The organism is Saccharothrix saharensis (assembly GCF_006716745.1).
Classification (GTDB): Bacteria; Actinomycetota; Actinomycetes; order Mycobacteriales; family Pseudonocardiaceae; genus Actinosynnema; species Actinosynnema saharense.
In genome coordinates this window covers 2006264-2019324 of sequence record NZ_VFPP01000001.1, presented here as the reverse complement: position 1 = coordinate 2019324, position 13061 = coordinate 2006264, and the positions used below count along the sequence as shown (strand labels likewise).

General features: G+C 73.1%; 7 protein-coding genes. All 7 read right to left on the bottom strand.

What is annotated here, in order from left to right; genetic code table 11:
* Positions 1-51: 51 nt before the first annotated feature.
* On the bottom strand, positions 52-1980 hold the full coding sequence (locus FHX81_RS07975; RefSeq protein WP_211363419.1) for a family 43 glycosylhydrolase: 1929 nt from the start codon (positions 1978-1980) through the stop codon (positions 52-54).
* Positions 1981-2047: 67 nt separating this feature from the next.
* The gene (locus FHX81_RS07970) at positions 2048-3016 is read right to left on the bottom strand and encodes a hypothetical protein (protein WP_141976524.1); all 969 of its coding nucleotides are present in this window, start codon (positions 3014-3016) and stop codon (positions 2048-2050) included.
* A gap of 28 nt (positions 3017-3044) precedes the next feature.
* Positions 3045-4571, bottom strand: a complete 1527-nt coding sequence (locus FHX81_RS07965) for an OmpL47-type beta-barrel domain-containing protein (RefSeq protein WP_141976522.1) — start codon at positions 4569-4571, stop codon at positions 3045-3047.
* A 37-nt stretch (positions 4572-4608) separates the two neighbouring features.
* Positions 4609-8577, bottom strand: coding sequence for a ThuA domain-containing protein (locus FHX81_RS07960; RefSeq protein ID WP_141976520.1), 3969 nt, complete (start codon positions 8575-8577; stop codon positions 4609-4611).
* A 32-nt stretch (positions 8578-8609) separates the two neighbouring features.
* On the bottom strand, positions 8610-9656 hold the full coding sequence (locus tag FHX81_RS07955; RefSeq protein WP_141976518.1) for a multicopper oxidase domain-containing protein: 1047 nt from the start codon (positions 9654-9656) through the stop codon (positions 8610-8612).
* A 972-nt stretch (positions 9657-10628) separates the two neighbouring features.
* A complete protein-coding gene (locus tag FHX81_RS07950) occupies positions 10629-11717 on the bottom strand; it encodes a polyprenyl synthetase family protein (RefSeq protein ID WP_425473807.1) in 1089 nt (362 codons plus the stop codon).
* A gap of 47 nt (positions 11718-11764) precedes the next feature.
* Positions 11765-12943, bottom strand: a complete 1179-nt coding sequence (locus tag FHX81_RS07945) for an ROK family transcriptional regulator (protein ID WP_246107686.1) — start codon at positions 12941-12943, stop codon at positions 11765-11767.
* Positions 12944-13061: the final 118 nt, after the last annotated feature.

The window sequence follows — 13061 nt, the reverse complement described above, 5'->3', positions numbered from 1 at the left end:
CGGCCGGAGACCTGCGGCGAGCGCGTGGTCCCCGGCCGCCCCGCACCGACCTCAGCCGAACGCGCGCAGCTCGTAGACGCGGGTGGCCGGGTCGGCGTTCCCGGTCGGCGTGGTGACGTCGAGCCGGACGTAACGGCCCGCGACGCCGGTGACCGGGTGGACCGTGGTGGCCGCGCCGTTGCCCGTCACCCCGACCGCCCGCCGCCAGGTCGTGCCGTCGTTCGACACCGAGAGGCTGAACGCCCGGGTGTTGAAGCCCGCGTCCTCACCGCCCGCCTGCGCGTGGGCGACCTCGAACCGCGAGATCGACCGGGAGGCGCCGAGGTCCACCGTCAGCCACGCGCCCGGCACGGCCGAGCAGAACTTGTCGGAGTTGCCGCCGGTCACGGTGCCGTTGACCGCCTTCTCCGGTCCTTCGCCCGCCGCGCACGGCGTCGAGCCGGTGGCCGGTCGGCCCCGGGCGAGGTTGACCTCGCCGCCCACGGCCGGGCCCACCGCGACGTCGTCGAACGCCGCCGCCGCGTTGAACACCCGCACCCCGTTGCCGCCGGAGGCGAACGTCGCGTCGGTGACGCCGATCTTCGGCGTGGTCAGGTCGCCGACGTACACCCTGATCGACGTGCCGACCGCGGTGACCCGCAGCCGGTAGGTCGTGCCGACGTCCACCGCCAGCGGCGCGGACGCCAGCGGGGTCCAGGAGTTGTCGGCCCGGCCCAGCACGACGCGCCCGGCCGGCGTGATGCCCGCGTAGTAGCCGGCGTAGCCGTCGACGCCCACCGCCGCCCTGGTCGCCCGGAACACCAGCCCCGCGTCACCACCGCCGGACGTGATCGTCACGTCGGTGTCCTGGGTGAAGTCGCCGAAGTTGGTGTCCAGCAGAGCTTTGCCGCCGGCGGACGCGGCCGCCTGCAACCGTCCACCCGGGACGGTCCACGCGCCGCCGTAGGTCTTCCAACCGTGCGCGTTGTCGTCGGCGAAGTCGTCCTGGACCTTCATCGTGACGCGGCGGATCGTGCCGTCGGCGTTGAAGTGCAGCCGGTCGTAGGCGAGTTGGCGGTGGTTGCCGTCGGTCTCGCCCAACGGCCGGCGGTGGTAGACGATGTACCAGATGTCGGTGCCGGGCACGTTCACCACCGAGTTGTGGCCCGAGCCGCGCGCGACCGCCGGGTCCTGCGCGAGGACCTTGTCCAGCCGGGTGAACGGCCCGGTCGGCGAGTCCGCCATCGCGTAGGACACGGAGTAGTCCGGACCGGTCCACCCGCCCTCGGACCACATCAGGTAGTACTTGCCGCCCCGCTTGAACATCTGCGGCCCTTCGACGTACCCCGCCGGGGTGATCTCCCGGAACGTGCTGCCGTCGGGGAACGTGCCGAGGCTGACCATGTCCGGGTTGAGCTTCGCGACGTTCGCGCGACCCCAGCCGCCGTAGTACACGTACGCCTGGCCGTCGTCGTCGATGAACACGTCCTGGTCGATGGGCTGCGCCCCGTTGTGGAACTGCCCGATCAACGGCCGGCCGATCGCGTCGCGGTAGGGTCCGGCGGGGTGGTCGGCGACGGCCACGCCGATGCCGCCGAGCGCCGAGTCGCTCTGGATGTCGTTGGCGGCGAAGTACAGGTAGTACCGGCCGTTGCGGGCGATCGGGGCGGGAGCCCACAGCGCGTACCTCGCCCACGGGACGGCGGCGGTCGTCAGCACGTTGCTGTGCTTCGTCCAGTGCACGAGGTCCCGCGAGGAGAACGCGTCCAGGTAGGTCTGCTCGGCGTAGGTCTTGGACGTGGTCGGGTACACCCAGTAGGTGTCGCCGTGGACGATGGTGTCCGGGTCGGCGTACCAACCGTCCACGAACGGGTTGCCCGCCACGGCGGTCGGCAGGTCCGGCGCGGCGACGGCCTCCGCCCGGGGCGCGGCGGTGGCGACGCCGGCCGCGAGCAGCACGGTCAAGGCGGTGGTGGCGAGCTTCATCGGCAGGGTGGCCATCTCGGCGGCTCCGCTTCGCGGGGATCGACAGGGGACCGGCAGGGGTCGGCGGAAGATCGGGCGACGGTCAGAGACGGGCCGCGCCCTCGACCGCCGCGGACGCGCCGGCCCGCGCACGGCGCTCGCGCGCCCGTTCCCCGGCGGTGCCGCGCACCCCGTCGGCGGCGGCGGCGAAGGACGGCGCCGAGTGGTCGCCGACGACCCCGCCGCGGATGCTGTTGTTCGCCGCCACCTCGGCCACCGGGTTGTTCGCGGTCAGCCTCAGCACGCCGTTGACGATGTTGTCGTCCAGCGTCGTGCGGCCGCCGGTGGTGTTCGAGATGCCGACGTCCCGGGCGAAGTAACCGCCCGAGGCGCAGCTGTCGAGGCCGCCGTTCGGGCCGAGCTGCACGCCGCCGAGGTTGCCGGCGAACGTGGCCCGCCCGCCGACCGCGGTGCCGCACACGACGCTGCCGGTCGGGTTGTTCAGCACCGACAGCGCGCCGTCCACGAAGCTGTCGTGCAGGTCGGTGAAGTAGGCGGCGGTGGTGCTGACGTCACCGGTCACCTCGCTGCCGGTCACGCTGACCTCGCCGACGCCCGCGGTGAGGTCGCCGTCGACCGTCGAGCCCCGCTCGACGAACAGGAAACCCTCGATGGTGGCCGTGCCCTTCGGCTCGACGACCACGCCGCCGACGTCGGTGTTGCTCAGGTAGAGCCCGAAGCCGCCGGACGCCAGCGTGATGCCGCCGTCCACCCCGGTGTCGGTCGAGTCGAAGTAGCCGTCGGCGGCCACCCGGACCGCGCCGTTGACCGTGCCGCCGGTGATCACGAGGTTCGCGCCGGCGGCGACGCGCACGTTGCCGGTGACGGTGGTGCCGGTCAACGCGCACGACTCGCCCGGGGGCACGTACAGGTCGCTGGGCACCGTGACGGCACCGCCGCTGCCGACGCAGTACATCACCAGGTCGGCGTGCGCGTTCTGGGCGGTGCACAGCACCGACGCGGTGACGATGGCGCTCAAGGTCGCGAGCGCGGGTGCGGTCCGTCTGGCCATTGCGGTTCTCCCTGCTGCTGTGAAGGAACTACTCGCCGATGTCGGATCGCGAGGCCGCGCGCACGAGCACGGCCTGCTCCCGCGCGGTCAGCACGCCCCTGGCCACCAGGTCGGTGGTGACGAGGTCGACGTGCCGGACGAACGCGCCGTGGTCGGGGTGCTCGCCGTGCTGGTCGATGAGGTCGCTGACGGTGCAGCCGTCGCCGGTGTCGGCATTGGCGACCCCGGTGTCCTCGGCCCCGATGACCACCGTCGGGCGGGTGTCGGAGTCGGGGCAGGCGTCCGTCCCCGACGTGACCACGCTGAAGGACACCGACTTCGCCTCGGCGGTGTTGCCGGCCTTGTCGGTGGCCCGGTAGCGCACGGTGTGGCTGCCCGCCGTGCCGACCACGATGGCCGACGAGTACGCGGTCCACTCGCCGCCGTCGAGCGCGTACTCGACCCGGTCGACGCCCGACCGCGCGTCCGTCGCGGTGATCGTGACGGTCGCCTCGTCGAGGTAGGCGCCGTCGGGGTTCCTGGCCCCGGACACCGCGGCGGACGTCGTGGGCGGCTCGGTGTCGACCGGCGTGCCGACGACGGTGAACGCGACCACGCCCTCCGGCGAGGCGTTGCCCGCGTTGTCCGTCGCGCGGAAGTGGACCATGTGCGATCCGGGTGCGGTGACCTCGACCGGTGCGGTGTAGGCGGTCCACGGCCCGGAGTGCACCCGGTACTCCCGGCTCCGGACGCCGGAGCCCGCGTCGGTCGCGGTGATCGTGACGGTCGCCTTGTCCACGTAGTTGCCCTGCGCGTCCTCGGTGCCGGTCACGTCGGCGGCGACCTCGGGCGGTGTCGTGTCGGACGGCGGCTCGACCACGCGGAACGAGACGGAGCCCACCTCGGAGGTGTTGCCCGCCCGGTCGGTCGCCCGGAACCGGACGGTGTGGTCGCCGGGAGCCGTGACGCGGACCGGTTCGGTGTGGGGGGCGAAGGCGGCGTCGTCCACCTGGTGCTCGACCGACGCCACCCCCGAGCCCGCGTCCGAGGCGGTCACCGTCACCGTGGCGCTGCCGAGGTAGTCGCCGGCGGTGTTCTTCGGGCCGGTGACCTCGCCCGCCGCGGTGGGCGGGGTGGTGTCCTCGCCGCCCTCGGTCACGGTGAACTCGCCGGCCATCGTGCCGTGGCCGGGGATCGCGCAGAAGTAGCGGTACTTGCCCGGGGTGAGCGTCACCGCGGCCTCGTGCCTGCCGTTCCGCGCGTCGAACGGGTTGGCCAGCACGTTCAGCTCCACGTCGTGGTTGTAGCCGGGCGTGGAGGTGTCGAAGGTGAGCGTGTGCGGCATGCCGGTCGTGTTGCCGGTGGCCTCGCTGTTCTCGAAGACGATCTTCGTCGGGCCGGGCGCCGCCGTGGTCGGCGCGGACTTGTAGCGGGTGATGTCGCCGTCCGCGGTCCAGGTCAGCACCTGCTCCTGGGCCTGGACGGGACCGGCCGGCACCGCGGTGGCCGGGACGGCGGCGGTCGCGGCCGCCCACACCAGGGCGGCGGCCACCGCGGCGGTCGAACGTCGGAACATGGTGCACCTTCCCTGGGCGCGGACCGGCCGGACGCGGCTAGAGCGACCGCACCCGGATGTCGCGGAAATCGATCACGTCGGACGCGCCGTGGTTCTGCAGGCCGAGGAAGCCCTGGCTGAACTGGCGCAGGTCGGTCGGCGGGTCGCCCGGGCGCGACGACTGCCTGCCCGGCGCGTTGTCGAACTCGTTGACCACCACGCCGTCGCGGGTGATCGTGTAGTGCTGCCCGACGACCCGGATCTCGTAGTCGTGCCAACCGCCCTTGGCGGGCGCGCCGGAGGGCGGCAGGCCGACCGGGTCGAAGTTGTAGACCGACCCGGTCTTCTGCGGCTCGCCGGTCCCGCCGTCGTAGATCTGGATCTCATGCCCGCAGTAGATGGCCACCCACGCCGCCGACGTCCGCGCCGACCCGACGGTCCCGCAGCTGCCCGGCGGGCGTTGGTCCACGGGGGTGCGCGGGTCGGGGAACCTGGTGAACACGCCGCTGTTGGCGCGCACGCCGTCCGGTGACGCGTCGCGGAACCGGAGCTTCACCGAGAAGTCGCCGAACTGCTTGCCCGCGTACCACAGCATGCCCAGCCCGCCCGACGAGCGCAGCGCGCCGTCCGGCTGGATCGAGAACGACCCCGAGGGTGCCTGGACCCAACCCCGCAGCGACGCCGCGGTGCCGTCGAAGATCGGTTCGTACCCGGTGTTGCCCGCCGTGCCGATGTCGGAGCCCGCGGCCGCCCGTGCCAGCGCGGTGTTCTCGCGGGCGGTCAGCACGCCGTCGCGCCGCAACTCGTCGGCGACCTCGGTGACGTGCCGGACGAACGTGCCGTGGTCGACCCACGGGCTCTCGTCGTCGACGAGGTCGTTGACCGTGCAGCCGCCGCCGACCGGCTTGTTGGTCACGCCCGTGTCGGCCTCGCCGAGCCACACCGTTCCCCGGCCGTCCGGGACCGCGCAGCCGACGTCCACGGTGAGCGGCACGACCCGCGTCTCGCCGTCGGCGTAGGTGACGGTGAGCTCGGCCTGGTACCGGCCGACGCGGTCGTAGGTGTGCCGCGGGTCGGCCTCGGTGGACGACGTGCCGTCGCCGAAGTCCCAGCGGTGCGCCGCACCACCGGACTTCGAGCCGGTGAAGGCGACGGTCAGCGGCTTGCCCTGCACCGCGACCGACGTGGCGGCGGGCTCCGGCGTCTTCGCGCCGCCCCGGTAGGTGATCCGGATGAGCTTCTGGTTGGCGTGCAGGCTGAAGAACCCACCACCGTAGTCGAGCAGGTACAGCGCGCCGTCCCGGCCGAACTTCGCGTCCATCCAGCTCTGCAACCGGTCGTCGCCCAGGCCGCCGGGGATGATCGCGCGCAGGCTCTCGGCGAACGCCGGGGGAGCGGCCGTCGGCACGCCGGCCGGGTCGACGGTCACCGCGACCCGGTTGGCCGAGTTGGACTGGTCGCCGATGAACCACTTGCCGTCCCAGTACTCCGGCCACGCGACGCCACTGGCGGTGTCGACCAGCTCCCGGCGGTAGGTCGGGCCCGTCATGACCGCCTGGCCGCCGCCGCGCAGGTACGGCTGCGTGTAGGTGGCGTCGGCCGCCTTGTAGGTGGGGATGCCGCTGCCGTCCGGGCGGGCGGGGAAGACCGGGCCGCCACCGCCCGGCGCGTACCAGATCATGTTGTCCTTCACCGGCGGCAGGTCGACCAGTCCGGTGTTGCGCGGGGAGTGGTTCTTCGGCGCGTCGCAGTCGTACCAGCCGGTCAGCACGGTGGCGTCGGTGCCGCTGCGGTCGCGGTAGGGCTGCTTGTCGCCCATGCAGTAGGGCCAGCCGTGGTTGCCGGCCTCGGTGATGATCGTCGCCGTCTCGTACTTGGCCGGGCCGAGCTCGGGGCTCGGCTGCGTCGCGTCGGGGCCGACCCAGGCGGCGGTCAGCCACTGCGTCACCGGGTCGATCTGGAGGCGCGAGATGTTGCGCACGCCCATCACGTAGATCTCCGGCCGGGTCTTCTCGGTGCCCGGCGGGAACAGGTTGCCCGGCGGGATGGTGTAGGTGCCGTCCGGCTCGGGGTGGATGCGGATGATCTTGCCGTTCAGGTCGTTGGTGTTGCCCGCGGTGCGGCGGGCGTCCTGGAAGGACAGTCCCTGCCAGTCCGCGGTCCAGTTGTTGCCGGAGTAGCCCTGCGAGCCCAGGGACGAGTTGCTGTCACCGGAGCCGATGTAGAGGTTCCCCTTGGCGTCGAACGCCATGCCGCCGCCGGCGTGGCAGCAGCTGTGCTGTTGCACCTCCCACTGGAGCAGGTCCTTGCGGGTCGCCAGGTCGATGGTCCGGGTGGCGTGGTCGTAGGTCAGCCGCGACACGGTTCGCTTGCCGGTCCGCTTCTCCCGGTCGACGGTGTCGTGCGGCATCCAGTAGACGTAGAGCCGACCGTTCTCGGTGAACTCCGGGTCGGGCACGATGCCGAGCAGGCCCTCCTCGTTCTTGACCAGCTCGGTGCCGCTGCCGCGGTTGCCCATCACCGGCAGCGTGGCCAGCAGCTCCACCTGCTTGGTGGCCGGGTCGAACCGGTGGATGGTGCCGCAGCCCAGGCCGACGTCCGGGTTGGTCCACTCGACCACCGGGCCGGTCGGGCAGGCCGCCTTGCCGACGTAGAACACCGTGCCGTCCGGGGCGACGGTCAGGCCGTGCGGCTCGCCGATCTGGTCGAGCCGACCGGTCCGGTTGGCCGCGGTGAGCCGTTCGACCTCGTAATTCGCCGCGATGGTGGCCTGGCAGTCGGCGCGCACCAGGCCGGTCGTCCATTGGAGAGCGCCGGTCAGGTGGCTGCGGAAGGCCTGCTCGCCGTAGCCGTCCTCGGTGTGGCCCATGCCGGTGTAGAAGGACCGGCCGCCGTCGTAGTCGCGGCACCAGGACACCGGGTGGAACGGGCCGTTGGCGCCCGGACCGGGGTCGTAGTGCCGCTCCTCCACCTGGGCGACGGTGTGCACGGTGCCGACGGGATTGGGTTCCCAGTTGTACCAGCGGTCGGTGCGGGTGAGATTGAGCGGCAGGCCGTCGTTCGCCGGGTGCTGCCGGTCCAGCAGGTTCACCACCGACCGGTGCGGTTGCGGGTCCGGTATCGGCGTGGGGTCGCTCGCGTACAGGCGCAGGTCGGCGAGCTGGGTCAGCGGTTCGCCGGAGTTGGCCGTGACGGACAGGCGGTAGTGCTGGAACGACCGGGGCTCGGCGATGGTGAACGTGCGGCTCTGGAAGCGCTCCGCGAACGCCTGGCCGGTCCGGCGGTCCAGGTCGGTCCACGTCGTGCCGTCCGCGGAACCCTGCACCGTCCAGTCCTTGGGGTCGCGGCCGGGCGCGTCGTTGGCCGAGGTGAGCGCGTAGCGGTTCACCGCGGCGGCCGCGGGCAGCTTGACGGCCGCCCACGCCGTCGTGCTGCGGACCAGCCACTTGGTCTCGGGCTTGCCGTCGACCAGCATCTCCTTGGTCTCGTTCGGTGGGTTCTCCGCGCTCGCCGTCACCGCGCTCACCGTCTCGGGGGTGGCCGTGGTGCCGACCGGGCGGGTGCCGATGAGGCCGGTGAACCAGGAGGACTCGGGTTGCGCCTTCGCCGCGTCGGCCACGCCGAGGAACCCGCCGCCGGCCTTGACGTAGTCGCGCAGCACCGCTTCCTGGTCCCGGCCGAGCGGTGCGCCCGCCGCGGACAGGAACACCACTCCCCGGTACTTCGCGAGGTTGTCCGCGGTGAACGCGGCCGGGTCCGAGGAGGAGTCGACGCCGATGCCGTTGGCCGCGCCGATCTCGCGGAACGCCTGCGTGGCGCGGGTGACCGGGTCCTGCTGCTCGGCGGCCGGACCGTGGAAGACCAGTACGGACACCGGTGCGGCGGCGGTCGCCGGAACCGGCGTCGCCGGGTCGGCGGTCGCGGCGGTCAGCGAGCCGCCGAGCACGACCAGTGCGGAGGTCAGCGCGGTCGTCGCCCTCCGCGCCGTCCTGGAGCGGTTCCCGCCGGGAGACGTACTCGGCCCCATCCCTGACTCCTTCGTCGTCGCCCGTCGCGAGGTCATCGCGTCGGCGGGTGCTGGTGCGGCGCGTGCGCCCCGACCGGGGACGTCGCGCCGTGGTCGTGGCCGCGGAACCGGTCGATCGCCTCCTGCGCGCCGGGCGGCATGCTCCCGTCGGCGTTGCGCACCAGGAAGATCCCGGACATCCCGGTCTCCGAGTGGCTCTGCACGTGGCAGTGGTACATCCACGCGCCCGGACCGACGCCGTCGCCCGCGAGCACCTGGAAGCCGAACGAACCGCCGGGGTTGAGGTCCTTGGTGTCGACCACCCGGCTCGGGTCGGTCAGGCCTTCGAGCATCCCGGTGCGGTTGTCGGCCCACCGGTGCGCGTGCAGGTGGAAGGTGTGGAACTGGTTGCCGTGCCCGATCGCGATCCACTCGACCCGTTGGCCGAGGTTCGCCTCGAACAGCGGCGTGTGCGGCGCGACCCGGTTGTTCACCGTCATCTCGTTGAACACCACGGTGAACTGCTCGTCCGGCAGGATGTCGCCGCGCCGGCGCACGACCAGCGCGCCGTACAGCCCCCGCGCGATGCCCAGCGAGCCGTGGTCGGTGCCCATGGCGTGGTCGTGGTAGTGCCAGTAGCCCGCCGTGCCGGGCATCAGCCGCCTGCCCTCGGTGGCGGCCACCTCCCGTGAGCGCCAGGTGTACGTGCGCGTCTCGCCCGGGTTGTTGAAGGAGGCGTTGAGGGGGCTGCCGTCGGAGTCGACGCTGTAGTCCACGCCGTGCGGGTGGATCGACATCCGCCGGTCGGTGTTGTTGACGAGCGTGATCTCCAGTGTGTCGCCCTCGTACATCTCCAGCGTCGGGCCGGGGATCGTGGCCCGGCCGGGTGCGAGGCCGTAGCCGTACTCGTTGCCGGGCAGGGCCTCCGCGTACAGGGTGATCTTCCTGACCACGCCCGACTGCGCGGCGGCGCTGTGCCGGGGCGCCACCGGGCCCAGCGCCAGGGCGGCCGGCACGGCCAGGCCCGCCGTGCCGGTGGCCAGCACGGTGCGGCGGGACACGAGCCGGGTGAACCAGCCGGGTCGGGCGTGCTCGTCCATCGTTCTCCATCCGGGGTCGACGGCAGCGGTCCGGAAGCGGCGCGCCGGCTGAACAGGGCGCGTGCGTATTCAGGAATGGGCGGAACGCCGATTCCCCGCGTTTAATGGGCCGTCGCTCGCGCAAGTGCGCGGACGGCTGTCGGAGGTCGTTGTCGGCAGGTCGGTGGATCAGCGAAGTTCGGCAGTCTTTCGCAACATCCATCTGCAACTTATGCATGGTCCAGACAAAAGTGAAGGGCCGATCGGCCTAACGCACCGGACAGTCCTTGTCAGGTTCCGACGCCGATCCCGGCGGTCCCGGAACGGTTCCGTCGCGGGCGTGCGCGCGTACCGGACTTCTGCGCCCCGGGCAACCTCGCCGGCTCGCGTCGGGTGGCGTCACTGCTCGGGTGCCAGCCGATGCGCTGGTTCTACCTGCGGAGATGTTCCGGTGCGGGTGGAGGGTGGGGTTTCGGGGCGGGCGGCATCGGGTCACGCATCGCCGCGGGGTGGGGGATCGGGTGGCACCCGGATCGGGAGGCCGTGCGCCGGCGGGCTCCTCCGACCGCGGTGAATGCGGGTTCCCCCGATGGTCGCCGCCCGCATTCGGCTATCCGCACGGCCGCACGGCCGCGGCACACCTCGTGCCGGTCGACAAGAAGTCGGACCGTGAATTGATCGAGGAGAAAGAATGGGACAGGCGAATGCCCCTGCCGGCCGCCGCGTTGTCGGTGACCGGGGTGGATCGTCGCGCCGACCGCTGTACCCGCTCGCGCGCCGGTCCACGCCCTCACCGCCGTCGCGGAACTGCTCGACACCGTGCCGGGGGCGCACGACCACGACGTGGGGCCGGTCAGCGTGCGGCACGAGGTCGTCATCGACGGGGTCGGCCGCACGGCGTCGAAGCGGGCCCACGCGACGGGGTGGACCGGTACGTCGCCCCGGTTCTGCGCCACCCGTCGTGCGTGCCGGCGGCGGCGCGCCCTCGGCCGGTCAGTGGTCGCGGCGGACGATCGCGTGGGCCAGGGCGGTCAGCTCGGCGGCGGCCCGCGGCACGGGATCGACCGAGCCCAGGTGGCGCAGGGACGCGGCCAGGAGCGACTCGGCCTGCCGCTCGCTCCACGCCCGGCCACCGGCCCGCTCCACCAGGTCGGCGGCGCGGGCCGCGTCGGCGGCCGGGTCGAGCCGGTCCGGCTCCGCGGGGTCGGCTGCCCGGCGCGCGTCGGACGGGATCGGGTGCTTCCGGTACAACGCCGCCAGCTCGCGTCCGGCGGGCGTGTCGGAGGTCAGCGCGGCCACCACCGGCAACGACTTCTTGCGGGCCCGCAGGTCCGCGTGCACCGGCTTGCCGGTCCGGCCCGGCTCGCCCCAGATCCCCAACAGGTCGTCGACGTGCTGGTACGCCACACCCAACCGGAGGCCGAAGTCCCGCAGCCCCGCCACCACGACGGCTTCCGCGCCGCCGAACGAGGCGCCCAACGCGCACGCGCCCGCCAGCAGGCCGCCCGTCTTGCGCTCCACCATCGCCACGCACTCGGCCACCCCGACGTCCGGCTGGCGCTCGAACGCGAGATCGGCGTGCTCGCCCTCCACGAGATCCCGCACCGCCGCGTTCAGCACCCGCACACCGGTGAGCGCGGCCGGGTGCCCGCTCGCGGCCAGCACGTCGAACGCCGCCGCCAGCAGGGCGTCACCCGTCAGGACCGCCGCGTCCAGGCCGAAGACGTGCCACGCCGCCGCACGGTGCCGCCGGGTCCGGTCGCCGTCCAGGACGTCGTCGTGCAGCAACGTGAAGTCGTGCACCAGTTCCACCGCCGCCGCGGCGGGCACGGCGGCGCCGGCCGTGCCGCCGACCGCCTCGGCGGCCAGGAGGGCGAGGGCCGGCCGGATCGCCTTGCCGCCGGCCGCGTCGGTCCGGTGGCCGCGCTCGTCCCACCACCCCCGGTGGTAGCCGGCGACGAGCCGCAGCGGAGCGGGCAGCGCGTCGACCGCCTCCCGGAGCGCCGGCTCCACGAGACCGCGACTCCACGCCACCACGTCGCGCACCGGTCGGGCGCGGTCGACCGCGTCGGGTGACACCACGGCACCTCCAGCTCGGTGGGTCGGGCGCGGTCGGGAACCGGCCCGGATCAGGCCAGGTCGCGGTCCACCACGGCCGGTGACAGGACGTGCTCGACCACCATCGCCGCCGCGCCGAGGACACCGGCGTCGTCGCCCGCCTGGGACGGCACGATGCGCAGCTTCCCGGTCGCCAGCGGCAGGGAACGCCGGTAGATCGCCTCCCGCACGCCGGCGAGCAGCATCTCGCCGGCGAGCGCGACCGTGCCGCCCACGACGATCAGCGAGGGGTTGAACATGCTCACGCACGTGGCGAGCACCTCGCCGATCGTGCGGCCCGCCTCCCGCACGGCCTTGCCCGCCTCGGGGTTGCCCGCCCGGACCAGCGCGACGACGTCCGCGCTCGTGTGCGCCTCGATGCCGCCGGCGCGCAGGGACGCCGCGATGGCCGGCCCGCCGGCGACGGCCTCCAGGCAGCCGGTGTTCCCGCACCGGCACGGCACGTCGCCCGCGTTCGGGGCCAGGATGTGGCCGAGGTCGCCGGCCGCGCCCACCGCGCCGCGGTGCAGCATCCCGTTGCTGATGAAACCCGAACCGATGCCGGTGGCGACCTTGACCACGATGAGGTGCTCGGCGTCGGGGAAGCACGTCCGGTGCTCGCCGAGCGCCATCAGGTTGACCTCGTTGTCGACCAGGACCGGCACGCCGAACTCCGCGCCGACGCGCGCGGGCACGTCGTAGCCGTCCCAGCCGGGCATGATCGGCGGGTTGTTGGGCCGTCCGGTCGAGTGCTCGACCGGTCCCGGCAGCCCGATGCCGACGCCCGCGGGCCGCACCGAGTCGAGTTCGGCCTCGGTGAGCAGCGACCGCCAGGTGGCGACCAGCCCGGCCAGCACGGCGTCCGGGCCGTCGGCGATGTCCTGCTCCAGGCGGCGCACCGCCAGCGGCGCGCCGGTCAGGTCGGTGATCGCGACCGTGGCGTGGGTCGCGCCCACCTCGGCGGCCAGCACGACCCGGGCGCGGGCGTTGAACACGAACCGCCCGGCCGGTCGACCGCCGGTCGACGCCTCGTTGCCGCCGTCGCTGACCAGGCCCGCGTCCAGCAGCGTGTCCAGCCTGGCCCGCACCGTCGACCGGGCCAGACCCGTCACCGCGGTGAGTTCGTTGCGCGTCCGGGGTACGCCGTCGCGCAGCAGCCGCAGCAGGTCCCCGGCCGAAGCCGAGCCCAGGAGCGGGACGTCAGCGTTCACCGGACAATTGAACCAGAGGAAGCCGGACATCTGGCTGCTGGCCGCCGAAACCCTGCGGACTTTTGATTGACACCCGCCATTAGCCCCCTTAGCGTTCGCCACATGGCTGTGATGCGCC

Excerpts from the sequence above, each read along its gene's own strand:
- FHX81_RS07965 (WP_141976522.1), bottom strand. The coding sequence starts at position 4,571 with ATGTTCCGACGTTCGACCGCCGCGGTGGCCGCCGCCCTGGTGTGGGCG.
- FHX81_RS07960 (WP_141976520.1), bottom strand. The coding sequence starts at position 8,577 with ATGGGGCCGAGTACGTCTCCCGGCGGGAACCGCTCCAGGACGGCGCGG.
- FHX81_RS07975 (WP_211363419.1), bottom strand. The coding sequence starts at position 1,980 with ATGGCCACCCTGCCGATGAAGCTCGCCACCACCGCCTTGACCGTGCTG.
- FHX81_RS07955 (WP_141976518.1), bottom strand. The coding sequence starts at position 9,656 with ATGGACGAGCACGCCCGACCCGGCTGGTTCACCCGGCTCGTGTCCCGC.
- FHX81_RS07970 (WP_141976524.1), bottom strand. The coding sequence starts at position 3,016 with ATGGCCAGACGGACCGCACCCGCGCTCGCGACCTTGAGCGCCATCGTC.